General features: G+C 48.7%; 24 protein-coding genes. 11 read left to right on the forward strand and 13 right to left on the reverse strand.

Features of this window, described 5'->3' with window-relative positions; all coding sequences use genetic code 11:
* Positions 1-507: 507 nt before the first annotated feature.
* From ACX8ZY_RS21530 to ACX8ZY_RS21545, 4 genes are all read right to left on the reverse strand, one after another.
* A complete protein-coding gene (locus ACX8ZY_RS21530) occupies positions 508-1677 on the reverse strand; it encodes an MFS transporter (RefSeq protein WP_421665417.1) in 1170 nt (389 codons plus the stop codon).
* Between the two features lie 109 nt (positions 1678-1786).
* A complete protein-coding gene (locus ACX8ZY_RS21535) occupies positions 1787-2614 on the reverse strand; it encodes a universal stress protein (protein WP_191919108.1) in 828 nt (275 codons plus the stop codon).
* Positions 2615-2632: 18 nt separating this feature from the next.
* On the reverse strand, positions 2633-4111 hold the full coding sequence (locus ACX8ZY_RS21540; RefSeq protein WP_459261234.1) for a SulP family inorganic anion transporter: 1479 nt from the start codon (positions 4109-4111) through the stop codon (positions 2633-2635).
* A 457-nt stretch (positions 4112-4568) separates the two neighbouring features.
* The gene (locus ACX8ZY_RS21545) at positions 4569-5147 is read right to left on the reverse strand and encodes a TetR/AcrR family transcriptional regulator (protein WP_235038349.1); all 579 of its coding nucleotides are present in this window, start codon (positions 5145-5147) and stop codon (positions 4569-4571) included.
* Between the two features lie 895 nt (positions 5148-6042).
* Here ACX8ZY_RS21545 and ACX8ZY_RS21550 point away from each other — a divergent pair.
* From ACX8ZY_RS21550 to ACX8ZY_RS21560, 3 genes are all read left to right on the forward strand, one after another.
* On the forward strand, positions 6043-7689 hold the full coding sequence (locus tag ACX8ZY_RS21550) for a methyl-accepting chemotaxis protein (RefSeq protein ID WP_191919106.1): 1647 nt from the start codon (positions 6043-6045) through the stop codon (positions 7687-7689).
* 985 nt (positions 7690-8674) lie between these two features.
* Entirely contained in the window at positions 8675-8878 is a 204-nt protein-coding gene (locus ACX8ZY_RS21555; protein WP_191919105.1) for an Hha/YmoA family nucleoid-associated regulatory protein, read from the forward strand.
* 420 nt (positions 8879-9298) lie between these two features.
* Entirely contained in the window at positions 9299-10939 is a 1641-nt protein-coding gene (locus tag ACX8ZY_RS21560; protein ID WP_191919104.1) for a methyl-accepting chemotaxis protein, read from the forward strand.
* A gap of 140 nt (positions 10940-11079) precedes the next feature.
* On the opposite strand, the gene ACX8ZY_RS21565 is transcribed toward ACX8ZY_RS21560, so the two are convergent.
* A complete protein-coding gene (locus tag ACX8ZY_RS21565) occupies positions 11080-11586 on the reverse strand; it encodes a GNAT family N-acetyltransferase (protein ID WP_033780375.1) in 507 nt (168 codons plus the stop codon).
* Between the two features lie 209 nt (positions 11587-11795).
* A complete protein-coding gene (locus ACX8ZY_RS21570; RefSeq protein ID WP_421665419.1) occupies positions 11796-12512 on the reverse strand; it encodes a helix-turn-helix transcriptional regulator in 717 nt (238 codons plus the stop codon).
* A gap of 57 nt (positions 12513-12569) precedes the next feature.
* Here ACX8ZY_RS21570 and ACX8ZY_RS21575 point away from each other — a divergent pair, with 57 nt between their 5' ends.
* Positions 12570-12935 carry a VOC family protein gene (locus tag ACX8ZY_RS21575; protein ID WP_029518932.1) on the forward strand — a complete coding sequence of 122 codons (366 nt, stop codon included), beginning with the start codon at positions 12570-12572 and terminating at the stop codon, positions 12933-12935.
* A 78-nt stretch (positions 12936-13013) separates the two neighbouring features.
* Here ACX8ZY_RS21575 and ACX8ZY_RS21580 read toward each other — a convergent pair whose 3' ends face one another.
* On the reverse strand, positions 13014-13616 hold the full coding sequence (locus ACX8ZY_RS21580; RefSeq protein ID WP_010669698.1) for a site-specific integrase: 603 nt from the start codon (positions 13614-13616) through the stop codon (positions 13014-13016).
* 165 nt (positions 13617-13781) lie between these two features.
* Between ACX8ZY_RS21580 and ACX8ZY_RS21585 the strand changes: the two genes are divergently transcribed.
* On the forward strand, positions 13782-14384 hold the full coding sequence (locus ACX8ZY_RS21585; protein ID WP_029519298.1) for a LysE family translocator: 603 nt from the start codon (positions 13782-13784) through the stop codon (positions 14382-14384).
* Between the two features lie 141 nt (positions 14385-14525).
* Here the strand turns inward: ACX8ZY_RS21585 and ACX8ZY_RS21590 are convergent, their stop codons facing one another.
* Both ACX8ZY_RS21590 and ACX8ZY_RS21595 read right to left on the reverse strand, forming a co-directional pair.
* Positions 14526-14828, reverse strand: coding sequence for a putative quinol monooxygenase (locus tag ACX8ZY_RS21590; protein ID WP_010670690.1), 303 nt, complete (start codon positions 14826-14828; stop codon positions 14526-14528).
* 63 nt (positions 14829-14891) lie between these two features.
* Positions 14892-15908, reverse strand: a complete 1017-nt coding sequence (locus tag ACX8ZY_RS21595) for an NADP-dependent oxidoreductase (protein ID WP_421665420.1) — start codon at positions 15906-15908, stop codon at positions 14892-14894.
* Between the two features lie 89 nt (positions 15909-15997).
* Here ACX8ZY_RS21595 and ACX8ZY_RS21600 point away from each other — a divergent pair, with 89 nt between their 5' ends.
* Positions 15998-16927, forward strand: a complete 930-nt coding sequence (locus ACX8ZY_RS21600) for a LysR family transcriptional regulator (protein ID WP_124890743.1) — start codon at positions 15998-16000, stop codon at positions 16925-16927.
* A gap of 162 nt (positions 16928-17089) precedes the next feature.
* Here the strand turns inward: ACX8ZY_RS21600 and ACX8ZY_RS21605 are convergent, their stop codons facing one another.
* A complete protein-coding gene (locus ACX8ZY_RS21605; protein ID WP_158132234.1) occupies positions 17090-18430 on the reverse strand; it encodes an MFS transporter in 1341 nt (446 codons plus the stop codon).
* A gap of 476 nt (positions 18431-18906) precedes the next feature.
* On the opposite strand from ACX8ZY_RS21605, the gene ACX8ZY_RS21610 reads away from it, so the two are divergent.
* Positions 18907-19377, forward strand: a complete 471-nt coding sequence (locus tag ACX8ZY_RS21610) for a DUF1203 domain-containing protein (protein WP_064690707.1) — start codon at positions 18907-18909, stop codon at positions 19375-19377.
* Between the two features lie 152 nt (positions 19378-19529).
* On the opposite strand, the gene ACX8ZY_RS21615 is transcribed toward ACX8ZY_RS21610, so the two are convergent.
* Entirely contained in the window at positions 19530-20405 is an 876-nt protein-coding gene (locus ACX8ZY_RS21615; RefSeq protein WP_421665421.1) for a LysR family transcriptional regulator, read from the reverse strand.
* Positions 20406-20505: 100 nt separating this feature from the next.
* Here ACX8ZY_RS21615 and ACX8ZY_RS21620 point away from each other — a divergent pair, with 100 nt between their 5' ends.
* A complete protein-coding gene (locus ACX8ZY_RS21620) occupies positions 20506-21480 on the forward strand; it encodes a nitrilase family protein (protein WP_033760089.1) in 975 nt (324 codons plus the stop codon).
* A 492-nt stretch (positions 21481-21972) separates the two neighbouring features.
* On the opposite strand, the gene ACX8ZY_RS21625 is transcribed toward ACX8ZY_RS21620, so the two are convergent.
* Complete coding sequence (locus ACX8ZY_RS21625) at positions 21973-22446, reverse strand: Lrp/AsnC family transcriptional regulator (protein WP_010259098.1); 474 nt, start codon at positions 22444-22446, stop codon at positions 21973-21975.
* Positions 22447-22918: 472 nt separating this feature from the next.
* Between ACX8ZY_RS21625 and ACX8ZY_RS21630 the strand changes: the two genes are divergently transcribed.
* Entirely contained in the window at positions 22919-23545 is a 627-nt protein-coding gene (locus tag ACX8ZY_RS21630) for a LysE family translocator (RefSeq protein WP_060678999.1), read from the forward strand.
* Between the two features lie 433 nt (positions 23546-23978).
* Positions 23979-24779, forward strand: coding sequence for an SDR family oxidoreductase (locus ACX8ZY_RS21635; RefSeq protein ID WP_022624674.1), 801 nt, complete (start codon positions 23979-23981; stop codon positions 24777-24779).
* A gap of 180 nt (positions 24780-24959) precedes the next feature.
* Here ACX8ZY_RS21635 and ACX8ZY_RS21640 read toward each other — a convergent pair whose 3' ends face one another.
* Positions 24960-25508 (reverse strand): TetR/AcrR family transcriptional regulator, encoded by a 549-nt coding sequence (locus ACX8ZY_RS21640; RefSeq protein WP_421665422.1) that lies wholly within the window; start codon positions 25506-25508, stop codon positions 24960-24962.
* Between the two features lie 127 nt (positions 25509-25635).
* Here ACX8ZY_RS21640 and ACX8ZY_RS21645 point away from each other — a divergent pair, with 127 nt between their 5' ends.
* On the forward strand, positions 25636-26724 hold the full coding sequence (locus tag ACX8ZY_RS21645; RefSeq protein WP_022624673.1) for an alkene reductase: 1089 nt from the start codon (positions 25636-25638) through the stop codon (positions 26722-26724).
* The last annotated feature ends 28 nt before the right edge of the window (positions 26725-26752 follow it).

Consider the following 26752-nt stretch of genomic DNA (forward strand, 5'->3'; position numbering starts at 1 on the left):
CTTTACATGTGGATTAATGCTTATCTTATCTTTTATTTTTGTAGGGTCATTCAGAGGCAGTTGGGGGTTATTGCTATATGCGGCTTGCGCAAAATGTTGGACTACAGGGAATGCATATCGATGCACTTACCTATTCATGCTGTGATGATTTTTTGAAGATTAAACCGGTGTTTCTCCGGCAGGTCTGGTGACAGAAATAAAAAATCCCGGCACAGGGGAAGCAAAGCCGGGAACCACTTCTAAAAGGACAAACGCTGTCAGTGACAGAGGCAATCATACCGACAGGCATAGCTTTTATCGGTTCGCTTATCAGAAACTTTATTTCTTATGAAAGATTACGCCTGAGTGAATGTATGCATCTCCATTGGGAAAGGATGAGTGCTTCTGCCGGTTCCGTGATATGCAACTCTATTGATGTTCGCTTTGAGCGAAAAGCGGACGTTGTCCGCTTTGGTACAGAGTTGAATTTACTTACTGCACTTTGGACCTGTCAGATAAGTCCTGTATTTAACTGTTTATGTCCTCGGGGCTGGCTACCTGAACCCGGGTTGCGAGCAGGCTGGCAGCGAGAATGAAGACCAGGCAAATCAGTGCCTGTATTCTGAGAGTGACGTGATGATCAATCAGCACACCCATGATGACCGGGGAAGCGCCGCTGGCAAGCACAGTACCTGCCTCAACGGCCGATCGCACTTTTGCCAGCTGCGCGGAGCCAAACAGCTGCACCCACAGCGCGGTCGCCAGCGTGGACGCAATGGCTGACGATACGCCGGTCATTATGAGATAAAACGGCGTGACCCACTGACTGCTGCTGAGCCACAGCGCCAGCATGCCAGCGCCCTGCGGCGGCAGAAACCACGGCAACAGACGGCGTGGCGTCATGCGGTCTATCAGCGGACCAAATGATAACAGGGAAACCGCCTGCGTTATCGCGTAGGCAATAAACCACCCTGCAATCCACGACAGTGCCCATCCTTTCTCCTCTGCCAGGCGCGCCTGATGGAAAAAGAAGCCCGTAGTGATGAAAGGTGACGCCAGCACTGCGGGCAGAGCAAGAAGCAGATTCCGGTTCTTCCATACTGACGCTTCGCGAATCTTCTCTGCGCCCCGCTTTCTGAACGTCCGCAGCGGCTTTTCGGCAGCGCGCGGAAGGCAGCTGACAGCCAGCGCAACGCCGGCAATCAGAACCACAGCGTTTATCAGCCAGGCAATGCGCCATCCCGTCAGATAGTTAATCTGCACAGCAGCCAACGGAAACAGCGCCTTGCCGGCATCAAGCGGAAACTGGCGCGCAGTTGCCGTCAGGGCGGTATGCACCATCAGCCCCTGCCCGCCGAGGCGAAGCAGGTAAAAGCCTGCACAAAGCATCCATGCCGCCTGCGCGCCGGAGACCAGCAGGCACGCCGTTATCAGCAGCAGGGTAACGGCCAGGGTGAAGCGACGGGTGGTGGTGTAATCAATCATCCGGCCTGCCCAGGTCAGCGTGACGGCACTTATCACGGTGCCGGCGGCATAAAGGCCGCCCAGCCAGCCGTCGCTGAGCCCGAATGCCTGACGCAGGTCCTGCCCGTAGAGCGATACGAAATAAGTCTGTCCGAAACTCGACATTGCCATCAGTATCGTGGCAAAAGCCAGATGGCTGCCGTGCTGATACATAAAGCGAAACAGCTGACGCATGGTATTCCCTGAGCGCGGCTGACAAAGGTGACGCACAAATGAACTGCTCTGGGACTGATGTTCCGGAGGCGCGTTATGAAAAGGGCCCGCGATTGCAGGGCCGTAAAGTTTACCGCAGCATCAGCAGCGGATGACGGCTTTCAGCCAGCATCGCTGTGGTGTGACTGCCGATAAAGAACTGGCGCAGCCGGGAGTATCCCCAGGCTCCCATCACTATGAGGTCCGTGCCGTTCTCCTCCGCGTAACGACACAGGCCGCGCGAGACGGATTCATCCTGAATCAGCCGGGACTCTGCATCGATGCCGGTTGCCTGCAGGATTTGCTGCGCATCATGCAGTGAAGCATCGTCGCCGTTCACCATCACAACATGGCAGGTCAGACCGCGAAGCAGCGGGCTCACGGTCAGCCGGGTCAGGTTTCGGCGGCTGGCCTCGCTGCCGTCCCAGGCAAAAAGCACCCGGGATGGTGCGCTGAACGTTTCAGGCACGACCAGCACGGGCTCTTTCTGCAGGCGGATGACGCTTTCCAGCTGGCTGCCCACCGTATGTTCCGCGCCCCGACGTCCGAGAACCATCAGCCTGACGTCATCCAGTCCGGCAAGTATTTCATCCAGCGCGCCGTGCATCTGCAGCTGACGCACTTCCGGAACCCCCGCACGGGACAGCCGCTCCGCGCAACCGCTCAGAATGGCTTTACCCTGTGCCATGAGCAGACGGCTGCGCTCACCCTCCACGCGCACAAGCTCTTCGGTCAGCAGCTCTTTGCTGTCGATGCCAATGCTGCCGCTCAGGTCAGAGACGGCCGGATGACCATCTTTTTCCAGCACGTGCAGCAGGGACAGTGGCGCCGGGAGGCCGGCGGCGGCCCACGCCGCGTAGTCACAGACCGGCCCGGTTGACGGCGAACCGTCCACGCAGGCCACAACGGTATTGTTCATAGCTGAATCTCCTGTCGGTTAGTGACCGCCCATCAGTTTTTCCGCTTCTTCCGGCTTGTCATGCACGCCGAAGCGGTCAACGAGGGTACGGGTGGCGTCGTTCATGCCCAGTATTTCCACCCCAGCGCCTTCCCGGCGGAACTTAATCACCGCCTTATCAAGCGCGCTCACGGAGGTAATGTCCCAGAAGTGAGCGTGTGTGACGTCAATGACCACGCACTCTGCCGCTTCCCTGAAGTCAAAGTGGCTCATAAAGCGATCTGCGGAGGCAAAAAAGACCTGGCCGGTCACGGTATAGGTCCGGGTATCGCCCTCCAGTGACGATTTGACCGTCATAAAGCGAGCTACCTTGGTGGCAAAATTCAGCGAGGCAATCAGCACCCCGGTCAGCACGCCGAAGGCCAGATTGTCGGTTGCCACCACCACGACCACGGTTGCCAGCATGACCACGCTGGTTGACAGCGGATGGCGGCGCAGGTCGGTGATGGATCGCCAGGAGAAGGTGCCGATGGAAACCATGATCATGACCGCGACCAGCGCCGCCATCGGGATCTGCGATACCTGGTCACGAAGGAAGATTATCAGGCAGAGCAGCACCAGTCCGGCCGTCAGGGTGGAGAGGCGTCCGCGCCCGCCAGACTTCACGTTAATCACCGACTGACCGATCATGGCGCAGCCCGCCATGCCGCCGATAAATGCCGTGCAGACGTTGGCGATACCCTGCGCCTTGCACTCGCGGTTATTATCGCTCGGGGTGTCGGTCATGTCGTCCACGATAGTGGCGGTCATCATGGATTCCAGCAGTCCCACCACGGCAAGGCCGGCAGAATAAGGCAGGATAATCAGCAGCGTATCCAGGTTCAGCGGAATGTCCGGAATGAGGAATACCGGCAGGCTGTCAGGCAGTTTGCCCATGTCGCCCACGGTGCGAACGTCCAGGTGCAACCACATGGAAATGGCGGTCAGCACCACGATGCAGATCAGCGGGGAGGGAATGGTTTTATTGAGGTACGGAAAGAGGTAGATGATTGCCAGGCCAGCGGCGGTGAGCGCATAAACGTGCCAGGTAACGTTGGTCAGCTCCGGCAGCTGCGCCATAAAAATCAGAATGGCCAGCGCGTTGACGAATCCCGTCACGACAGAGCGCGACACAAAGCGCACCAGGCTGCCGAGCTTGAGGTAGCCAGCAGCCAGCTGTAGCAGGCCGGTGAGCACCGATGCTGCCAGCAGATACTGCAGACCATGGTCTTTGACCAGGGTTATCATCAGCAGCGCCATCGCGCCGGTGGCCGATGAAATCATGGCGGGGCGTCCGCCGAAGATGGCCATTACCACGGGAATACAGAACGCCGAGTAGAGGCCGACCTGCGGGTCGACTCCAGCAATGATGGAAAACGCGATCGCTTCGGGAATAAGCGCGAGCGCGACGACAATACCGGCGAGCACGTCACTACGGACGTTACCCAGCCAGTCCTTACGTGTCGAGGACAGCAGCATAGTAATTTCTCAGATTTTGAATACAGTCAGCCCGTAAGGGCAAAAGTTTCAGGTACGAAAAAGCACATCCGCAGACGGGATGTTTAAAGATGCGCGACTGAGACTACTCAGTGCAACAGGAGAGGGTTACGATTCAGGGTGGCGTAAGACGCATGATGTTTTGAGTTCTCCTTTACGGCAAAAAAAAGATGCCTTCAGGACTGAATTAAGCCGGTTCATCAGGGGATGAACACTGACCGCGAAGCCTGATCTTGTCAGATCAGGCGCTTAACTATAAATGAAAGCAGAAAGAGATCAATGTTTCACTGTGCAGAGCATAGTCAGGCAAGGAATCAGAAAGGCACCCTCGTTAACGTCCTCTATTGGCACAGAGTGGACATTAATGGCAGTGGGAAGTATAAAAGTACTAAGGATTGACACATTTTAATGCATTGGCGTCAGCTCGAACTTAGTCAGATTAATGTACCTTCATGATGGTAATAAAAATGAGTTCAGTCATAGTTATATCTGGTTTTTCAGCGCCGTCACTCAGGAGGCTACGCAATAGCCATGCATCTGTATATGCAACTACAGCATCAGCCTGCTCTGCATTCAGACCGAAGCGATCCTGCAAAATTAAACTGTGCGTCCGGAGCCACTGCATAGCACTCTCTCTCAATCGCGGTCGGCTGACAGCTGCTACAAACAGTTCATACTCTCTTAAAAGTCGCGTGTGCTGTTGCAATGTCCAGAAAAGAAACTCTGTTAACTGGACTTCGGGCGCGCCAGATGTACTTTCGATGAACCATTTCAAAGTTTGTGCTTTAAAACTATCAATAGCATTTCTTACAACAGCATCATGCAGATCATCAAGCATTCTGAAATGCCACGTAACAGTACCGGGCGAAATATCCAGTTCAGCGGCTACTGCTCTTTGTGTACAAGCGTGAAGCCCTTCATTTCTGATTATTTCTGATGCAGCTTCCAGAATCTGTTCTCTGGTGTGCTCGCCTCTCGCACGCGAAACACGTTCACGTTTATCTTTACCTACGATCACAATGCAAGCTCTCCACCCACACAATCAATAAAATGGTGACCGCAACGGGCCTTGTACCTGAATTCAAATGACTTTACGTGCTTTAATCAACCTACAAAGTCTTGCTACATGTTGCTGAAAGTTCATTTCCAAAATTAGTTAATTCTTTAAGACTGCAAATCCTATCCAGACCAACATCGTAAAAGGTGTTGCGGATTGATGACTACTGACCTGATTTATTATGGATTATTGAGGCAATTCGGTACTGCGTGATGTTTTTTTCCCCTCGCAGATGTGACACAGAATTCAGATGCATCATAAGCATCGATTTTTTAGAAAGAGCCGTTACCAGGTTATCAGCTTTAACCTTTTCTGTAACGGATAGATGTCCGTAAACACGCTCATTCTTCACTGAATAGACCTTCACAGCAGCAGCAGAGAGTGAAAGCACTATAAAAAAGTGGAAAGACTGAATGTAAGCATTTGCATACTACATTTAATCTTATCAATAGCTGACTAAATTTTTTATTTTAGCAGGCAAGCCGAGCGGTAAAACCACCTTCAGATTATGCTAGAATTCAACTTTAATGATAAGCGAAGAGTAAGTTAACTCTCGTGCAGTGCACGATTAATAGAGCATTATACTTATTTTAAAAAGAATATTAGTCTCACCCCAAGGTAAACCGCCAAAAACCAACCAAAAACGCATCCACTTTATATAAGCATTCTTTTTGTTAAAAAAAATACAAATAGAAAATAAATATCAAACTTTAAATAAATAAAACATAAATAAATAATGCTTTCAGAGGTGAAATAAAAAAATATTTTTTTTCAGTATAATGTTTATCACTTTTTTATCCGATACATGGGATGTTAAAAAAATACCCTTTTAAAGATACCTTGTGAGGATGAACGGATGACGATTACAAAGCGGTTAGCACTGGCCTTTTCTACACTCTCGGTTACATTAATAGTACTATCTATAACGGCTGTAATCGTGTTAACTGGATTTCAGACCAGGTTTCAGTACGTACAGGAAAACACCATCCCTTCGGTCGCGATACTTGATGACATGATTATAGACAGTAACTCTCTTTTAATCACACTCTACAGGCATCAGAGCTCTAAAAGCATTGAGCAGCAGGCAGAATTAGAAAAAGAGATTGAGAAAAAAATTAATGATATAAAAATCAGCAACCAAAAATATCTGGACAACTATCTTTCAGGTAGTCAGGATGAAAAGTTAAGCAGGCATGCCTTTGTAATCTTAAAAGAAATACAGGCAAGATTGCATGATTTCGTAGAAGGTTCAAGGGCTCAGGATGATAATATTACACTACCTTCGCTTCAGAATTCAGAGGGCATCGGTGAGTCTATTCGCAGCCTAATTGAAGGGTACAAAGAACAGCGCAAGATAAATATTGATGTCAGTAACCAGTTTAAGGTGGATAACCTCAATATTTATCAGAAAACACTTTGGAGTCTTATTTGTTTTTCTTCATCAGCTGTCTTGATATTAGGTTCCTATGCATTAATAACTATATTAAGCATCCGCCGTCAGCTTAAAAATATTAGCACGCTTTTTAATCATGCTAATGAACGACTCGATCTGACTCTGCATGCAGACGATACGAGTAAAGACGAAATCGGAGACATGGCCAAAGCATATAATCAGCTGGTTCAAAAAATCGGGGTATCGCTTACAACAGTTAGATCTTCAGCTCAATCTGTCAGTACAGCTTCAGCGCAGATTTCAGCTGGCAACGAAGATTTATCGTCGCGGACAGAAGAGCAGGCCGCTTCACTGGAGCAAACTGCAGCCAGCATGTCAGAACTCAGCGAGACGGTAAGACAAACAGCAGAAAATACCCAGCTTGCCAGCAAATTTTCTAAAAATGCATGCGATATTTCTGAGGATAGTTCACTCAGAGTTAAAGACATGCTGGGTACCATGGCAAACATAAAAAGTAGTTCTGCCAAAATTACTGATATTATTTCTCTCATTGAGGGTATTGCGTTCCAGACAAATATTTTAGCATTAAACGCAGCAGTAGAAGCAGCACGGGCGGGAGAACAGGGTCGTGGGTTTGCAGTTGTTGCAGGTGAGGTGCGTAATTTGGCACAGCGTTCTTCTGCTTCAGCAAAAGAAATCAAAGATCTGATTGAGTCGTCGATGGAGTACGTTGAAACTGGTGTTAATCAAGCCGATGGTGTCGGAAAAAATATAAGCCGGATGAACGATGCGGTACATCAAGTAACCAGTCTTGTTGATGAGATCGCAGTAGCTGCGCAGGAACAGTCTCAGGGGATAAGCCAAATACATCAGGCAGTAAACCAGATGGATGATGTAACTCAGCAGAACTCAGCCCTTGTCCAGGAGTCATCAGCAGCCTCACGGTCTCTGATGGAACAGGCAGCTTCACTAAATCACCTTGTAAGCGCATTTACTGTCACGGAATCAAATGTCGCAGTGAAAACAGGAAAAACTGTGTTATCTACGCATTCAACCAACCTTGATAAGGTGATGCCCGCTGAAGAGGGGGGCAACTGGAAGAGTTTCTAAGCGCGAATCAATAAGAAAAATCAGGGACTACATATAAGTAGTCTCTGTAAATAAAAACGCACCACAGATTGACTCGAGCTGACGCAATATAAAAATCACTTATTCTCATTTTTTAACTTGAGATGTGTTGATGTCGGACTTTTAAACGCAATTAAAGATACCTTCAAGATATATAACAGTTTTTAAGATAAAAATTTCGGTATCAGATTAATTTCAAAGCCTGTTATTTATATTTAAAAGCAACTTGCCATACTACATGTGAGACAACACAATGCATGCTAAATACAAGCTTTTTGAGGAAGTTAAAGAACGGTCTGATTTTATGGTTAAACAGCTCAGTGAAGGTGATTACAGGTCTCAGGATGTTTATGTGAATAATCTATTACATCTCATTAACACTTACTCTGAGTTTACTAAATTCATGACCGATTCTGAATTTATTGCATGGACACAGATTAATCACCCAATAGCATTGATTGAAGTTGCTATGACAGGAAGAATTATAATGGCCGTACAAAATTTCTTCTTGATTCCTAAGGAAGGATGCATTTAATATTTTACCAGAATAGCGATTATCGTTTTTTTCAACTGACAAAGCACTGGTAGTGACAGTCAGTAAATCATAGAGTTCATTTTCACCCGGTTTTACTTCCCGGTAAGGCACATGGATGACATTTATTGAGTCGGTCAAAGAATCTTCAGGAAGACGAACATCCGTCGGAAATAGTACGAGTTAAAATCATCCTGACTACCCGCTGCTCGACCTGTCACCACTAAGCCTGTCGGGCACAGTTCCGTAAATACGTCCAAGTCTGGCTGAAATCCCTGACCGTACTTTATGCAACGCCATGAAGATGTTTTGAGTATCGGCTTAATGATCTCCTGATGCTGCTACAATATTTCCGAAAGAAAGCATGACAGGTCGGGCAGATTCCCATCCATTGATATTATAAATTAATTTTTATAAATATTTTAGAGGAACGATATGACGAAAACAGACTGGCTAATGAAATTCAGGCGTTGCCAAACGCTTGCAACACTTGAAACTGTTTACGAATATCTTAGTTATAAAATAGGAGAAGATGAAGTTTATACCATGACACAGGCTTATGATCATCGAAAGGCTGAGTTCGCAGCTGGAAAAATCTTTGACCGCGTGCCTGCACATATATGGAAGTTTGTTGAATAAATGTACTCTTTTTTAGCGTGTTAACGTTTCACCTGGTAATAAGATTATCAGTCTATACCAAAATTTTTCATCCACTGGGTAGTGAAAATAAAAGGAACATCAAAGGAACAATGTTAAATCAATAAGGAGTATCAACTGGAGCTCAACCTTGCTGATTTCGTAAGATACTGTGGTTTCCAAACAAAGCGCACCGACAGGCAGCTGAAGGACAGATTTGATGCCTCGCGTACGCGAATTTCCCGGACGTACATGAGCTTCGTAAAGAGCGTACCCGATATTTTTTTATCTGTGCCGATAATAATTACTCCGCTTGAAAACGAAGCGGTGCATCACTCAGATATTTTCCTGCTGAGCAGGAGAACGTTCTAATAAACCTGTTTTTACCCTCATCAGAACCGATTTATTTCAACAGAGAAAAGTATGAAAAACATAAGAATTGGAATTAGACTTGGTGTCGCTTTTGGCTTCATGTCGCTGCTGGTCGTCTTTATGGTGCTGATTGGCATCGATAAAATCAACTCACTCGGCAATGCGAACGATGAGATATCAGGCAGCACTTACAGCAAAGCTGCTGCTTCCCAGTCACTTCGCTTCTACACGTCAGACATAGGCCGTCTTGCAAGAAATGCTATTCTCCTTAAGGACGAGTCGCAGAGAAACAAAGCCATCCAGGATTACCGCAGCGAAAGGGATGCGGTTGACACTCTGATGGCACTCCTCACGAAACAGGTCAGCTCACCGCAGGGGATAGAAATATTTTCCCTTGTCAAAGTCAGGGCTGACCTTTTTCTGCCTTTTATTGATGAGGTGGTTGCGCTCGCGCAGCAGGGGAAGAGTGATGAAGCTACGCAACTGCTCTTTGGGCCGCGTTATAAGTCTCAGAGTGACTTCATGGCTTCAATAAAGGAGCTGCAGAACCATCAGGAAACGCGCATGAGTAGTTCTGCTGCACAGGCGCGCAATGACCGGTCGGAAGCCCTTACAATACTTATTGCCGCCGGTGTTGTTGCTGTTCTGCTGGCGGCCATTTCTGCCCTGATTATCTCCCGGAGTATCACACGTCCTCTTCTGGAAGCGGTAGAAGCCGCAGGGCGTGTGTCACGCGGTGACCTCAGCGGTACCATTCACACCGGCCACAAAGATGAAACAGGCATTCTGTTGTCAGCCATCCGTGACATGCAGGACTCGCTGATAAACACCGTCAGCCAGGTGAGAAACAACGCGGAAAGCGTCGCCTCAGCAAGTTCCCAGATTGCGCAGGGGAATGCTGATCTTTCACAGAGGACCGAAGAGCAGGCCAGCGCGCTGGAGCAGACTGCGGCAACCATGACACAGCTTGGCATGACAGTGAAAAACAATGCGGACAACGCCCGCCAGGCGGGTCAGCTGGCGGTCAGCGTGCGTGATGTGGCCAGTAAGGGCAGCAGTGCGACGGGTGCCATTACCGGCACCATGAAATCCATCAGCGAAAGTTCTGGTCGTATTGCCGAAATCACGGCCGTAATTGATGGGATAGCCTTCCAGACTAACATTCTTGCGCTGAATGCGGCCGTCGAAGCTGCCCGCGCGGGTGAACACGGTCGCGGATTTGCCGTCGTGGCAAGTGAGGTCAGGTCACTGGCACAGCGCAGTGCCACAGCTGCCGGCGAAATACGCCAGCTTATTGAGGCAAACGCGCACAGCGTTGAACAGGGTAACCAACTCGTCGTTCACGCTTCTGATACCATGTCGGATATCCAGTCTGCGGTCGGGAAACTCACGGATACGGTAGAGGAAATCACGTCAGCCAGCGCGGAGCAGGCCCGTGGCATTGAACAGGTGGGAATTGCGGTAACAGAAATGGACAGCGCCACGCAGCAGAATGCCTCTCTGGTCGAGGAGTCAGCCTCTGCAGCTGCAAGTCTCAGGGAGCAGGCTGAACGGCTACTCCAGGCTGTTTCCGTGTTCAGTCTTAGCAGCCAGGCAGCTCCTGTTTCTGTTAAAGAAACTGCAACGGCTGCCAGACCGGCATTTCATACTGATTCAGCCAAAAGCCGCCAGACAAGTGGCGATGAAGGCTAGACGCATTTCTGACTGAGATACCGCGCATTTGTCATGCGCGGTTATCAAAAATGGCTGCTAAGAGCGAGGAGCGGACGTAGCCTTTGAACCTCGAACGATTATGTCGCCACGATAAGCAATTATTTATCATCATGGCTTTTTTATGAATCGTTTTCCGAGTCTCGTCTCATAAGATATTCGTCATGAAAAATACCATTAGCGTAAAGCGCAGCAGTATCAGTGGCCCAGTTAGTGAAACCGTACGACCGATAGAGTGCATATGCAGCATGATTCGTTGTGACGACGGAAAGCTTTATAGTTCTTACTGAGCTTGCAGCTTCCAGCGCAGCCTCCATTAGCCCTGATGACAGTCCCGATCCCCTCATCCCGGCACGGACATACATCCCCCAGATAGTAGCGACATGATTCAGCTTTGGTGAGGTACTGAAGCTCAAACCAATCAGGCCCTGTATGGTGTTGTGAAGATCAAATCCCCCGAAAACATAATTGGTTCTCAATTTTTCAGCAAAGAACGTTGCTGGCTTCTGGCTCCAGTCTTCGTAAGACGCGCCAAAAGCGTCCGGATGAAGGAGCAACGCTTCCAGCCTTACTCTTCTGAAATCGTCCAGATCGCTCTCATTAATGCGACGCACCGTAAATGCTTTCACTTAAGGCTCTCTCCGGTCGTAGATTTTTCACTCCCACTCAGATCAGCTTAACATGAGTTTTGCACCATGTTTTTAGAAATGCCTTCGGCATTAATACTCACCTATTGCTCGAAGCGGACTGGCGTCAGGCCAGGGTCCGCTATGAGCGAAGAGCGGATATATTTATAGATAAGAACAGACCTGGATTTTCTGGAGCAATCATACCCATTTCAGCTACGCGTGGGAACGATGTTATCCAGACCTGCATTACGCCATATACGGAGTAAGCTATGCCGGGAATGAGGATATCCTTCCTGCAGGTGCTGAAGAGATTTTAATCGCGTTACGTCGAAATGACGAAAGTCGTTACGTTTTTCACACCATGCAGCAAGCACAATAGCGCCGGAGAAGTAACCCAGCGCGAAAGGCCATATCGTTCTTTCACTCATATTACCGAGTCTGTCTGTATAACCTGCACGGATTTTACGTCTCCACCTGATGGCGCTTCGAACAACGCTCAGGTTTTCAAAGTTGTGATGAGCTTCCTGTCTCTTTCCCACCAATAATGACGAGTCATCAAACAGTGTCTGTAACTGTGGCGGAAGACCGTGGCGGACTTTCCCCGTTACCTCTGAAGCCGCTTTAGCAATGCCCTTATCACCATATGTGGCTACCCAGCGTAAACCGAGCGCCAGTGCATCGAGCTGTTCGGGGGTAAACATCACCGGCGGTAAATGATGGCTCCGGGAAAGGATATATCCTGTGCCAGCCTCACCCTGAATGTCGGCACCCTGAGCGCGTAGTGCGCCAATATCACGGTAAAGTGTACGAAGACTGATTGAAAGTTCTTCAGCCAGCCTGTGGCCGCTTATCGGATAGCGATGCTGATAAAAAATCTGCAGAAGATTGAGAAGGCGTACTGCTCGTTTCGGTCCTGATGCTGACATGTTCTGTCAATGCTCCCTGCAATAGTGATGTCTCATTCTTTTTGGCGTGAGAGACTCATGATACCTAACCTGATCATTCTTTATGTTGATAATCCGATTGTCAGCAGTGGTTTTTACCAGAAGCTATTCAATACAGAACCAGACGTGATGCTTCCGACGTGGGTGGCTTTTTCCTTTAATAACGGCCTGAACCTTGGACTATGGTCAACGACAGCGAGTGACTTTATATCCTGCGGTGTAGGTAGCCGAACTGAATTGAGTTTTATGGTGAAAGATATTCAAGAGGTTGATGTGCTTTATCAGCAATGGTCAGAGAGCGGTGTGCAGATAGAACAGGAGCCCAAACATGCTGTTTTTGGCAAGACGTTCGTTGCGCTTGATCCTGACGGGCACCGTATCCGGGTATGTATTCCGGACGAATAAGTTAAAACGCTTACCTACCCATTTTTGAACCTGACGCATCCGCTTCTGGCACAGGGCTGCTGTTGCAGCCCTCACAGGCTAGACTTCAATTGACTCCGATATTTCCAGAGCATCATCTACCTCAATGCCAAGGTAACGTACTGTGCTTTCGAGTTTTTTGTGCCCCAAAAGTAACTGGATTACCCGAAGGTTCTTCGTTTTTTTATAGATAAGATATGGCTTGGTTCTGCGCATTGAGTGCGTACTGTAGAGCGTCTCATCAAGACCCAGCTTCCCAATCCATCCATGAAAAATACGGTTATATTGTCTGGTTGAGATGTGTCTTGAAGAACCAACGCGGGACTGGAAGAGATAGTCGCTATTACTTAGTTGAGCCATTTTGATCCACGCGGCTACAGCCTCTCTGGTTCCCTTAGTCAGTTCAAACTGAACAGGGCTGCCCGTTTTCTGCTGCAGCACTGTCGATCTGCCCGAAACAGAGTGCCCATAGGCTATATCAGAAACTTTTAGCTTAACCAAATCACAGCCCCGAAGTTTACTATCCAGAGCCATGTTAAAAAGAGCCAGATCACGAACTTTTCCTTCCAGCTCAAGACGGATACGAATTCCCCAGATATGAGAGATCTGAAGAGGCCGTTTCTGGCCGATAATGCGGCTTTTGTTCCAGGGGGATGTTGTCATGTTCAATCTCCATTGGGTCAGGAGATGTGATTATGAGTGTCCCGTATGAGCGAAGAGCGGACCTTTTTTGGCAAAGATTTATATATTCCAATTGCTTTAAATATCACTTTCTGGCGAAGCGCCTTAATGGAAATCAAGTAGAGCATCAATTAATATCCAAAACCTATGGAAATAAACCTTTATGGCTTTATGCCAGCACTACTCCCTGTTGCACTGTCCCCCGGAGCAAGCTTCACTCTTGTTATGAATGGAGCTCTGGCTGGCGGTTACAAAGGACTATTCAGAACGCTTGCCGGAACAGCCTTGGGTATATACACACATGCGGTTCTCATAGGGCTAGGTATAACCGCTGTGATCATCTCGTCTCCAGCAACTTTTGCGGTGTTGAAAGTTTTCGGAACCGCCTATCTGCTCTGGTTAGGAGCAATGCTCATCCGCAGCGGGATAAGGTCAAATGCCAGCGGGCTTGCTGTTACGAAACATTCGGTGACTTTAAGAGAGGCCTGGATAGCTAATATTTTGAATCCTAAAGCCATCATTTTTTATCTGACAGTCGTTTCGCAGTTCGCAGGGATACAGGGAGGCGTCTACAACTATCTGACATTGGCAACAGTACATGTCGTGGTCATGAGCGTTTGGCTTTTCGCTGTCAGTCAAACACTTATATTTTCAGTAAAAAAAACAAATCCATTAATGCTCAAAAAATACGTCAACATTGCCGGCGGGGTGTTGCTCATTGCTTTTACTCTGCACAGCCTGACCCAGTAACTCATCACCTTTAGCAAAAATGTCCGCTTCTGGCACAAAGCGGACCATCGTCCAGGCTTATGCCTGCTATGAGCGAAGAGCGATTACTCACAGATCCGAGGCTTGATAATAAAGCACTCTCGATTTTAATAAGATTTTTATTTACCCATCCATAAGCCCTCTCTCGTTACAGGCGTCATATTTGAAGAGTTCCCCCTTCATTTTTCCCTGCCATCGGTTGATAAACTCTACCGTGTCGGTTTTTATAAGATGGGCATTGAGCGCGTCCTGATCCACCCATCGTTCTGATATAAGCAAACTTCCGGTCTGATAGTCCTCCACGGCAGCTTTATATGAAATGTTTCCATCACGTTGTCGAACGGCATTTGCCAATAAGTTAAGTTCTCCCATAAATTTTTCCAGGACAGAAGGATCAATGTACATATAACCGGAAATGATAAGCATCTTATTTTTCCTTTAACTGACTACTATTCGCCCTCAGAAAATGGCTGATCAGGGATGGGGTAATCAGAAGTTAGTCAGCACAATTTTGCCCTGGATACTTCCTGACGAAGCGCGCTGATGTGCGGCTGATGCCATGGCTAACGGATAGGTGCTGTCAATCACGACGTTGATAATGCCTTTTTCCAGTAAAAGCCCCGCTTCGGATAGCTGCAGACCACTTGAACGCACTTGCGTTGTTGACACAGTAATCCCTTTTTGAGCGGCCTCAGTCTGCCCGGTAAAACTCAAAGGATTCACCAGAAATAGTGCTCCGCCCTGTCTGATGCAGCTTAAAAAGCGCTCTATATGCTTTCCGCCAACAGCATCAATAACCAGATCGACGTTTTTCACTACATTCTCAGCGGCTACTTTGGTGTAGTCGATAAAATCATCTGCGCCCAGTTCGCGCATAAGCACTTCATGACGGGAAGAAGCGACGGCAATGACTCTCGCACCCTTCCACTTCGCGATCTGAACAGCAATGTGCCCTACGCCTCCTCCTGCACCGTTAACCATCACCGTCTGGCCTTCAAGCAGAACCGGTTTATGGTTGAAAGATTGAAACGGATTGGGCGCATCATGGCCGACGTCGACAAGAAATTGCCACGCGGTGAGCAGTGACATCGGGGCACCCGCTGCCTGGATATGGTCTATTCCATGAGGTTTTAACGCCACCTCTGATGCAGGAACGCTTACATAGTCGGCATAAGCTCCACTACCGGCCATTACCCCATCAGGAAAACGCACCATTGAATAGACTTCATCTCCGGTGCTGAATGCGGAAACATTTTCGCCCACGGCTTCGATAACACCTGAAACATCCGTTCCCAGGATTAAGGGAAAGTGGGGTTCGGGCCGCCACTCAGCCGGAAGCGGCCGATAACCATCACGCAGATACAAGTCTGGTGGGTTCAGACTTGCGGCATGCACGCGCACAAGGACTTCGTCAGCCCCGATAGTTGGGCGGGGTGCATATTCATACCTGAGATTCTCCGGGCCACCAAACGCATGTAGCTGTACTGCTTTCATCATTTCAGTCATGGTAATTTCACTCCAACACAGATTCAGGTGCCAGAATATGACCAATTGTGATGATTGATAATGGGGCTGTATTTCGCTTTAATATTGCCATGAAGGAACAAATAATCTTTGAAAGACTAACAGGTCTGATTGCATTCGCTCGTGCGGGATCGCTCGGCAGCTTTACCGCTGCCGCTCGCTCGCTGGCAGTATCCCCTTCCGCGATAAGTAAAAGTATCCAGAGACTGGAGCAGCGTCTTGGCATCACATTGTTCACCCGAACCACCCGTTCGCTGGTGCTGACTGCTGAGGGTCGTGAACTGCACGAGCGCACGCTGCAGTTATTACGCGATGCGGAGGAGCTTGAGCAGGTCGCCATGCGATCGCGAGAGGAGCCAGCGGGAACATTACGCATTGCGGCATCGTTTCCGATTGGTGTTCATGTGATCGCGCCTCTCCTTCCGCAATTCTGTGCACTTCATCCTAAAGTGACAATCGACTTAAAGCTGAGTGATCGCATAATAAGCATTGTTGACGAGAGTATTGATATAGCCATTCGGATCGGCGACCTCGCAGATTCAAATCTTCTGTCGCGTCGCCTGTCGCCCTATCAGATAGGTTGTTATGCTTCGCCAGATTATTTGACCCGATGCCCGGAACCCGAACACCCCAATGATCTTATCGGGCATAAAACGGTTAATTTGCGATATCAAAATACGGGGCAGATTTTTCGCTGGCCGTTCCGGATTGGCGAGCGGGAGATTGAAATTGTGCCATCATCTGCTGTCATCGTCGATGCAAGCGAGGCCGTTATCGCGGCTGTGGCGGCCGGTGCCGGAATAGGCATGGTGTCGAGTTTTATGGCTGCTTCCTGGGTTAAGCGCGGGGAGTTAGTGCCCCTTCTCACTGATTTTTCAGTAGAGCGGCATAATATTTCTGCGGTATGGCATGCGAGCAGGCGTTCAAATCCTGCTGTACGCGCCTTTATTGATCTCATGCTTAACAGTTCTGAACGCTCTTTAACTGGGTATTGTCAGTAAATCCCCAAAGGTAAGTTATTTCCGCATCTGACACATAACAGACATCAACAACCAGCAGACTGATTCAGGTAATGACAGGATGTGGAATGTTTATATGGCAGAGATAAAGCCGGAAGAACCCGCCTGCAGAGGCGCTGCTAAGCGTCTGCAGGCGGGATTACTTTATTTACTGACTGACGAAGCGCTATTTTCAACGTCGATGGTTAACTCTTTTTTGCGGCCCATGACCAGCACGGCAATGCCCCCGATGCCACAGAGGATAGCGAGTGGCACCATAGCCAGCGTATGGCTGCCGGTCGCCTGATTGATAATGCCATAAACGTTGACCATCACCCCACCGCCGATCAGATTCGCCATCGCACCGATAGCCGCCAGACCCGCTGCAGCGGTAGTCGATGACATCCATCCCGATGCCAGCGCCCAGAAAGGTCCTTTCATTGAGTAGGCTCCGATTAATACCAGCGACAGAATCACCACACTGCCAGTCAGACTATTGGTGATAAAGGCTGACAGCAGGCCACCTGCAATTAAGAACAGCGTTAACGCGGTGTGCCAGCGACGCTCGCCGCTGCGGTCAGAACTTCTCCCCCAGATAATCATCAGAATGGAGGCCAGACCGTAAGGAATCGCATTGACTAAACCGGTGGTGAAGTTATCCAGTCCAAACGATTTAAGCAGTTGCGGAGACCAGACGCTCAGCGTTGAGCCAGCCGCAGACGCGCCTGCATAAATCAGCGCCATCACCCAGATATGTTTGTGACTCAGCAACTGCCACAAAGAGATATGACCTATCGCCTTCTTCTTCGCATTTTCGGCTTCGAGTGTGCTGTTCAGCCACGCTTTTTGTTCCTGATTTAACCAGCTGGCATTAGTGGGACGATTGCTCAGTAAAAAGAAGGCTGCAATTCCCAGAATGACCGCCGGAATACCTTCCAGGATAAATAACCAGTGCCAGCCACGCATACCGTACCAGCCATCCAGTGACAAAATCAGACCAGAAATGGGCGATCCAATAAAGTTTGCCGCAGGAATGGCCACCATAAAGGTAGCAATCACGCGTGCACGGTACTTTCCGGGAATCCAGTAAGTCAGATAAAGAATGACGCCAGGGAAAAATCCAGCCTCAGCGGCACCCAGTAAAAAGCGCAATATATAGAGTGTATTGGCACTTTCAACAAAGGCGGTACAGACAGAGATGATACCCCACGACACCATGATGCGAGAGATCCAAATCTTTGCGCCAATTTTCTGCATGGCCAGATTGCTGGGCACTTCAAACAGGAAGTAACCGACAAAAAACAGACTACTCGCAAAACCAAATACCGCTTTCGACAATCCTAAATCTTCGTTCATCTGTAACGAAGCCATCCCAATGTTGCCGCGATCAATAATGGCAATCAGATAACAAACAATCAGGAAGGGCAAAATGCGCCAGACCACCTTCTTAACGGTCTGCTGCTCAATATCGGCAGAGAAAGTCGGGATGTGCTGTTTTTCAGACATGATGATCCTCACAATTTTGTCATCGCTTTAGGTGCAATCCGCAAAGCGCTTTGTTTTACTCTGTAAAACTGTAATGTACTGAGTAAAACCATTATCACGATAAAAATTCTTTCCCGCCGGAAGATGTAATGAGGTTGTGTTATTTGTCACAAAAAAGTATTCATCAACCTTAGTTTATGTGACGAGTATGTCGTTAACGGGTGGAGTTCAGCGATCTTTTTAATGAAGTGACGACAGGAGAACGGGAAAGAGTGAGAGGGAACAGAGTAATTTGAGCGCCGCTGTCGGGAAGTGAGGCCTTAGCACTTGTGTGAAGGTATCAGCCAGCGTCTGAGAGTTTGCAGCTGATGAAGCACTCGCCTGCCACTGTCGGACGGCCACATCATAAAATTCCCTGACCGAAAACGGCGAGTTTCTCCTCACAGTATTCGATAACGTCATTATTCGCGGTGTTACGATGAAAAGAGAGGGATGCTATGAAATATAAAATTTCTGGCCTGAACGCCGGGCAATTTGCTCATCTTTTTGGACAGAGCGATGAATATCTGAGAAAACACCATGCAGTACGACAAACGGTAGAATGCTATCCGGGTTATCCCGACAGAATCTCATTGTGCGATATCCCCGTTGGCGAAAGCGCCCTCCTGATTAATCACATCTATCAGCCTGCCGACACGCCCTATTTTGGTACTCATGCAATCTATATATGGGAGGGATGCACCCGGCAAGGCATTTACATCAATGAATTACCTGAAGTCCTGCTAAGCAGAACGCTGTCATTAAGGGCCTATGACGGAAAGCATTTTTTAAAAGAGGCGGATATAGCTGAGGGGAAATTTGCTGAAAATCTCATCGGCCATTTTTTTGCCGATCCTCAGATTAGTTATATCCAGATACATAATGCGAAACGGGGATGCTATTCCTGCTGTGCAGAACGTTTTGAATGACGGTTTGTATTGATAAGCCCTATCCGCAACAGGAAATTATTCGTTGCCAGGGTTCCTTGGTGTCATCCCCCTGTTCTGAAGAGGGTGCTAAGAATTATGTCAGTAATCCTGCCCTATCCAATATGGTAAAAGGAGTGCCTGTTTCTGGAGGGTCAGACGTCATGAAGCGCGATACCCTTTTTAATACTGGCAATAAAATTATCACGGATTATATCCTCGTGGTTCGCGTTCCAGGCAATGCCAACTTTCCAGCTTATTGACTCACCGGTTAACGGAATAATAACCAGCTCCGGCGGTGCAATATGCATAACACTGTATGGCACAACGGCAACACCCGTGCCCGCGATGACCAGCGCGACAATAGTTTGTATATCATCACTCAATTGAGTAGATGATATGAAAAGCGCGTTGTCATGAAGAAAGCGGTCAATTTGCGCATTTAAACCCCGTCCTCGCCCGGCATGAAGTCGCAACAGAGGGCGTTTCTTCAGCCAGTCATCAGCAGGCAATGACGGTGAACTTGCAGGCGCAATCAAAACCAATCGATCGGTAAACAATGGCAGGTAATCCAGCGCTACGGGAGGCGGAACTCTGACAAAACCGATCTGGAGCTCATCATTTTGCAAAAGTTCGTACTGCTGGAAGGAAGGAAGATCCGTCAATGACATCTCTATCCCCGGACACTCCCGACGAAATTCTGCCATACAGCGTGGTGCAAGATAAAAACTTGAGAGACCGAACCCCACGGCTAAATGCCCTTCAATCCCTTTTGAAACCCGCTCTGCATGATGCATAAATAATCGGGATTGCCTGACCACTTTTTCAGCCTCTGGCAGCAGACGCCTGCCACCGCCCGTGAGTGTGGCTCCATGTCGCCCCCGCGTAAACAGTGACGTTTCCACCAGGGACTCAAGGAGATTAATCTGCTTGGTCAATGCAGGTTGCGAAATAAACAACGCCCGTGCCGCGTCGGCATAATTTCTTTTTTCAGCCAGCATCAAAAAGGCCTTAAGCAAGCGGATGTTCATTTTTACATTCCAAAAGGTTATCGAAACCGGAAATGTTTTGATTATACAGTTATCAGCAATGGTTATGTAATTCAGTTTCGATTACTACCGGAGAAGTACCATGAGCAACCATACATCCTTAAAAGCTGCCACCGTGCAATTTCAGCATCTGGCAAATAACAAAAATTATAATCTGCTGATAATGGAGAAATTTATTGAACAGGCAGCGATTGAGCAGGTGAAAATCCTCACATTCCCGGAAATGTGTATTACCGGCTACTGGCATGTACCCAAACTCACCTCGGCTGAGGTAACTGCTCTCGCCGAGCCGATCGAGGGGAGTCCTTCCCTTACGTTGATTCGTTCCCTGGCGATGAAACATCAAATGCTGATTGGCGCCGGGCTTATCGAAAGAGCCGATGATGGCCGCCTCTATAATGCGTATGTTGCCTGTATGCCGGACGGCTCAATGCACACTCATCGCAAACTCCACGCTTTTGAACATCCGTCAATCAGCAGCGGTGACCGCTTTACCGTTTTTGAAACGCCCTGGGGAGTAAAAGTAGGTATCCTCATTTGCTGGGACAATAATCTGGTAGAAAATGTGCGTGCAACGGCATTGCTGGGTGCAGATATTCTTCTCGCGCCACATCAGACAGGCGGTACCGATTCCCGCAGTCCTTATGCGATGAAACCCATTCCGCTGACGCTCTGGGCGGAACGGGAAACGCGAAGGGAAGAAATTACTGCTGCATTCAAAGGGGCAAATGGTCGGGAATGGCTGATGAGGTGGCTGCCAGCTCGTGCGCATGACAACGGCTTATTTATTCTCTTCAGTAACGGCGTAGGTGCAGATGATGATGAGGTGCGCACAGGTAATGCAATGATCCTGGATCCCTATGGAAGAATCATTAATGAAACCTGGGCAGCGGAAGATTTTATGGTGAGCGCTGACCTTGATTTGAGTCTGCTTGCAATGAGTACCGGACGTCGCTGGATCCATGGTCGCCGTCCTGATTTATACCATATTCTGACACAACCGCAGGGCTACGAACGTGATGCGATTAGCGCCCGATTTTCTGATGAGACGCCTTAAATAGGCTCGGCGACTGAAATCATCCAGTCGCAAGAAAGATTGTCAGGGCGCGGCATCGTGAAAACCCCGCCCTGACATTAAAGCTTAAACTACGCCGGCAAATCCCGGTACAACGGTTATCGTCACGGTAAAGCATGGACTTTATGGCTGGGGGAAGATTGATGGCATAATTTCATGTAAATAAGCGTCTCTTTTTAAGCTGACTTTGGCTGAAGAGAGGCTATGAATTAAAGTTTAAGCTGCTGGCTGCTCCGTTTTGAAAGGCACTATTGGTCGTTATCAACAATCAAGTCATCACAAATACTCGTGTTGTTAAAGCAGAGAAAATGTGGGGAGTCAGCAAGCTTGCTAACGCTATGCCGCTATTAACTTGTGTAAGATCATGCCGGATAACAGTTTTGTGCGATGAATAACGCAGGTAGCGTGCCTGATCATTAAATCCGCTCTATGCGGAATTGATAATCAGTCACTGGGCATCCCGGCAGCGATAGACTACTCAGAGATTTTCTTAATAGGATAACTAACGAGTGGTTTGATCTCTTTAAGCACAAACATACTCTGCATTTCTTTAATTCCTGGCAATCTGCGTACCACTGACATTGCAAAATCAGCATAGGAGTCCAGATCTGAAGCCACAACCTGTAGCAGAAAGTCAGCATCCCCACCGATGCTATAACAGGCAACCACATCCTCCAGGGCAGTCACTTCCTCTTCAAATTTTCTGGCCTCCGCTTCGCTATGGCTGTCAATGACGACCCGAATGAAAACCATTACTCCCAGCCCAATTTTCTTGCGGTCAAGAACAGCACGATAGCCCTGAATCACTTTATCTTCCTCGAGCTTACGAACTTTACGCCAGCAGGGAGATGCTGAAATGTTTATCTTCTCCGCCAGTACCTGGTTAGTTACCCGGGCATCGTCCTGTAAAATTTCGAGAATTTTCATATCTGTCGAACTGAGCGTCATAAGGGGAAACTCCTTTCTTTATGGAGGCGGTTTAGGGTTACTTTTACCTAAAAACAGGCGTTAAGTAAATAATATAGGTAACAATTTTCCGCTTTCATGCTGCATAATATCTTTACTTTTCCAGCCTGTTATTACAAAAAATATAAGGAAAAACTGAACCCTGATTTAATGCATATGGTTCAGTTTAATTTAAAGAATGCAGGGAGCTGATCATCTCTTGAAGAGAGGATCGGATAGAGCACTGCGCGCACATGAAAATTAAACTTGTCATCTGCGTAGTTAAATTAATGCAGCAATATCCGCTTTGGAATAATCGAACCTCCACTTTCAACGTTAAACCAACTGATAAAAAGGATGCATATCTTTAACCCTTAATTAAGCTTTTTATATGACAACCATCGCTCAGAACCAGGCATTTTTGAACAACTAACTCTGTTCCCTTTTACCGAAGTGCATTTCAACAGGAATAACTATGTCAGGAACTACTGAAATACTATCTTATATTGCTGCACTCGGTTTAGCTGCTGCAATTCCGGGTCCGGGGATGACTGCATTAGTCGCTCGCAGCGTGAGTGGGGGCGCAATAACAGGCTTTACGATGCTGGCCGGTCTCATTCTCGGAGATTTGATTTATTTATCTGTGGCGGTATTTGGTCTGGCGGTGATCGCTCATACCTTTACCTCTCTCTTTACGCTGATTAACTGGGCTGCCTCACTCTTTTTATGCCTGCTGGCATGGCAGTTCTGGTGCCACCAGCCTCAGGCAATAAATATCGATCAAAAAGCGACAAAACGAGAACTGGCATCAGCCTGGTTTTCAGGACTGACCATAACGCTGGGCAACCCTAAAACCATCGCTTTCTATCTGGCTATACTGCCTCTGGTTATCTCTCTCGATAATGTATCTTTTCAGATGTGGGGAGGACTGCTGGTTCCGCTTACCGTGTTAGTCCTTTTGAGTGTGGGAGCCGTTTTTATTTTTGCAGCCCTCAGAATACGCCATCTCCTGACCAGCGCTAAAGCGCAACGACTCCTTTTCCGTTCAGCCGGTACCATCATGATGCTGGCCGCGGCTGGAATGGTGGTAAAGACTCTTTAGCGTTCATTACCACCTCCTCTGCCTCAGGAAAAGGGGGCCGGTCTCGTGGTCTTGATAGAAAATGATCAAGCTCTGGCCTGTTTATCAGGCAATAAACAATAAATAGTAAAAGTGATTCCAGCCAGAAAAGCCTGAGCGTCAAAAGCAGCTATCTTCTGATAGCTGCTTTTTTGCCTTTCAGATATCCCATTTTTTACTGCTTATGTTCCTGCTTCAACGTTTCCTGACTATCCACCAGGACCGCATTAGCGGCTAACCCTGTACTTCACATCTATAATTCAGTGACTCAGGCCCATGCGCCCGATCCGGCTAGCCGATTAATCAGTTTGGGGGTGGCTGGACGTCGTAGTGTCAGCGATACATCAAAATTCACTTTCCCGATGATACCGGCCGGGTTTAAGACGCTCATCATTTACAGAAATAAGGATGCCTCATGATCTTTTCTCTCAAAAATCAGGTTGCGCTGGTTACCGGTGCCAGCTCGGGTCTCGGCTATGCCTGCGCAGAAGCACTCGCTAAAGAAGGGGCCTGTGTAGTGATTAACTACCATAGCCAGGCGGAACCGGCCGAGGAGCTGGCTGAGAAAATCCGCGCCGATGGAGGTCGTGCAATTGCTGTCAAAGGAGACGTGTCTAAAGAGGCGGATGTAGAGAATCTTTTTGACCAGACGATCAAGGAATTTGGCAGGCTGGATATCCTGGTGGCGAACTCAGGACTGCAGAAAGATGCCCCGTCCATTGAGATGACGCTAGAGGACTGGAATACCGTTCTGGACGTGAACCTGACTGGCCAGTTCCTCTGCGCGCGCGCTGCGCTGCGGCAGTTCAAGCGGCAGGAGCATCGCCAGGATATCAGCAAAGCTGTCGGTAAGATTATTCATATGAGTTCGGTTCACCAGCTCATTCCCTGGGCCGGACACGTCAACTATGCCGCATCAAAAGGCGGCGTTGACTTGCTGATGAAAACGCTGGCTCAGGAAGTGGGTGAAGAACGTATTCGTGTCAATGCAGTGGCACCCGGCGCTATCGCTACCGCCATCAACGAGGAAAGCACCCAGGGTGAAGCTGGCAAAGCGCTGTTAAAGCTCATTCCTTATGGACGTATCGGTGCGGCTGAAGATGTGGCGAATGCCGTCGTCTGGCTTGCCAGTGATCTCTCTGATTACGTTCATGGCACCACGCTTTTTATCGATGGTGGAATGAGCCTTTATCCCGGATTCCGCGACAACGGCTGAGTGATGCGTCACTGTCCCAGGTGGATGGCCGACTGATCGATAGCTCGTTGATGGGAATGGTATCCGGAACGGGAAGTCCGGATTACGCTTTCCCGCCGTTCATAATAAAACGCCAGCGGGCTGGTGCGTTCAGTCCATGCCGCAACGGCTTCAGTAAGGTTGAACGGGAAGAGCATCGATTCAATCTTTACAGGCATCCGGGCTGGTCAGACGCGTACGGCAGACCTCCAGAATTTCATCAGCAAGCCCGGAATTATCCGGGCAGGCACGCGAAAGCATCAGGGCACCCACAAGATGCGCGAGCGTATTGATCAGATCCGCACGCGTGACCTGTTCCGTTTCTAAAAGGGCAAGCTGTCGTTCAATTCCGGCCGCAAAGGTCTCGCGGATGGATTCAGACTGGCGCGCTGCATCGGTGCCCAGGGCCGACATGACACACCCCTTTGCCATATCATCGCGATGCTGGCGGGAAAGGTAATATTCAACGAACTTTTCCCGACTCACACCCTGAGTTTTTTCCGCCGATTGCGCGAAGCCGCAGTTCATCGCTTCGGCTAACAAATCGGCTTTCGACCCAAAGTGCTTATAGAACCCGCCATGCGTTAACCCTGCGGCTGACATCAGTTCAGCGACGCCTACCCCATCGTAACCCCGCTCACGAAAAAGTTCTGACGCCGTTTCAACGATTCTGTTCCTGTTTTCGCGAACCTGCTCTTTTGACACTTTCATCTTTTCCTCCTGAAACTGAGCTTAAGTATACATTGATGATGATCATAATCAAACCAGTTGACTTTAATGATTACGATCATCATCATTAAATCAGTTTACTGACCCGCTAATCCGCAAAGGAATAACCATGACGAATCAATCCTTATTTCAGCCCTATGAACTGGGATCTGTCACGCTTGCGAATCGCATCGTGATGGCTCCGCTGACACGTAACCGGGCAGGCGCAGGTCTGGTGCCAGGTGAACTGGCAGCGACTTACTACGCTCAGCGTGCCACAGCAGGGTTACTGATTACCGAGGCTACCCAGATATCAGCAGAGGCGCAGGGCTATCAGGATACGCCGGGGATCTACACGCAGGCCCAGATTGAGGGCTGGCGTAAAGTCACAGACGCAGTCCATGCCAAAGGCGGACGGATATTTGTGCAGTTGTGGCACACAGGTCGAATTTCACATGTCGATTTACAGCCAGAAGGAGCCGCACCAGGCGCGCCGTCAGCTATCCGTGCTGAAACCAAAACCTTCGTGAACAACCATTTTGTTGATGTTTCAGAACCCAGAGCGCTTGAGCTGAAGGAAATAAAAGGCATTGTTGCCGATTTCAGAAAGGCATCAGCCAATGCCATTACCGCAGGTTTTGATGGCGTAGAGATACACGGTGCGAATGGCTATCTGCTTGAGCAGTTCCTGAAAGATGGTGCCAATCAGCGCACCGATGAATATGGCGGTTCAGTTGAGAATCGTGCGCGTCTGCTACTAGAGGTCGTGGAGGCCGTGAAAGATGAGATCGGCGCAGCGCGGACGGGCGTTCGCATCTCACCGGTCTCACCTGCTAATGCGATTTCATGCAGCGATCCGCAGCCACAATATGACTACCTGGCAGAGCAACTTGATGCTTCAGGTATCGTTTATCTGCATGTTGTTGAAGGCGCGACGGGAGGTCCCCGTGATGCCTCACCGTTTGATTACGCTTCGCTGCGTCGCCGCTTTAAAAACACTTACATCGGTAACAATGGCTATGACCTGGCGCTGGCGTCTGACCATCTTGCACAGGACAAAGCCGATTTGTTCGCATTCGGTCGCCCCTTCATTTCTAACCCCGATTTTGTCGAAAGACTTAAGTCGGGAGCACCTCTGGCCCCGCTTAATCCTGAAACACTGTATGGCGGAGGTGCGGAGGGCTACACCGACTATCCATCGCTTAGCGGTAACAGTTAATCACTCTTCAGGTATCACGGTTAACCCT

This window comes from Pantoea sp. XAF26B01_ASV70, from assembly GCF_054512635.1.

Coding starts and splice junctions, on each gene's coding strand:
- ACX8ZY_RS21530 (WP_421665417.1), bottom strand. CDS start 1,677: ATGCGTCAGCTGTTTCGCTTTATGTATCAGCACGGCAGCCATCTGGCT.
- ACX8ZY_RS21535 (WP_191919108.1), bottom strand. CDS start 2,614: ATGAACAATACCGTTGTGGCCTGCGTGGACGGTTCGCCGTCAACCGGG.
- ACX8ZY_RS21540 (WP_459261234.1), bottom strand. CDS start 4,111: ATGCTGCTGTCCTCGACACGTAAGGACTGGCTGGGTAACGTCCGTAGT.
- ACX8ZY_RS21550 (WP_191919106.1), top strand. CDS start 6,043: ATGACGATTACAAAGCGGTTAGCACTGGCCTTTTCTACACTCTCGGTT.
- ACX8ZY_RS21555 (WP_191919105.1), top strand. CDS start 8,675: ATGACGAAAACAGACTGGCTAATGAAATTCAGGCGTTGCCAAACGCTT.
- ACX8ZY_RS21560 (WP_191919104.1), top strand. CDS start 9,299: ATGAAAAACATAAGAATTGGAATTAGACTTGGTGTCGCTTTTGGCTTC.
- ACX8ZY_RS21570 (WP_421665419.1), bottom strand. CDS start 12,512: ATGTCAGCATCAGGACCGAAACGAGCAGTACGCCTTCTCAATCTTCTG.
- ACX8ZY_RS21575 (WP_029518932.1), top strand. CDS start 12,570: ATGATACCTAACCTGATCATTCTTTATGTTGATAATCCGATTGTCAGC.
- ACX8ZY_RS21580 (WP_010669698.1), bottom strand. CDS start 13,616: ATGACAACATCCCCCTGGAACAAAAGCCGCATTATCGGCCAGAAACGG.
- ACX8ZY_RS21585 (WP_029519298.1), top strand. CDS start 13,782: ATGGAAATAAACCTTTATGGCTTTATGCCAGCACTACTCCCTGTTGCA.
- ACX8ZY_RS21590 (WP_010670690.1), bottom strand. CDS start 14,828: ATGCTTATCATTTCCGGTTATATGTACATTGATCCTTCTGTCCTGGAA.
- ACX8ZY_RS21595 (WP_421665420.1), bottom strand. CDS start 15,908: ATGACTGAAATGATGAAAGCAGTACAGCTACATGCGTTTGGTGGCCCG.
- ACX8ZY_RS21600 (WP_124890743.1), top strand. CDS start 15,998: ATGAAGGAACAAATAATCTTTGAAAGACTAACAGGTCTGATTGCATTC.
- ACX8ZY_RS21605 (WP_158132234.1), bottom strand. CDS start 18,430: ATGTCTGAAAAACAGCACATCCCGACTTTCTCTGCCGATATTGAGCAG.
- ACX8ZY_RS21610 (WP_064690707.1), top strand. CDS start 18,907: ATGAAATATAAAATTTCTGGCCTGAACGCCGGGCAATTTGCTCATCTT.
- ACX8ZY_RS21615 (WP_421665421.1), bottom strand. CDS start 20,405: ATGAACATCCGCTTGCTTAAGGCCTTTTTGATGCTGGCTGAAAAAAGA.
- ACX8ZY_RS21620 (WP_033760089.1), top strand. CDS start 20,506: ATGAGCAACCATACATCCTTAAAAGCTGCCACCGTGCAATTTCAGCAT.
- ACX8ZY_RS21625 (WP_010259098.1), bottom strand. CDS start 22,446: ATGACGCTCAGTTCGACAGATATGAAAATTCTCGAAATTTTACAGGAC.
- ACX8ZY_RS21630 (WP_060678999.1), top strand. CDS start 22,919: ATGTCAGGAACTACTGAAATACTATCTTATATTGCTGCACTCGGTTTA.
- ACX8ZY_RS21635 (WP_022624674.1), top strand. CDS start 23,979: ATGATCTTTTCTCTCAAAAATCAGGTTGCGCTGGTTACCGGTGCCAGC.
- ACX8ZY_RS21640 (WP_421665422.1), bottom strand. CDS start 25,508: ATGAAAGTGTCAAAAGAGCAGGTTCGCGAAAACAGGAACAGAATCGTT.
- ACX8ZY_RS21645 (WP_022624673.1), top strand. CDS start 25,636: ATGACGAATCAATCCTTATTTCAGCCCTATGAACTGGGATCTGTCACG.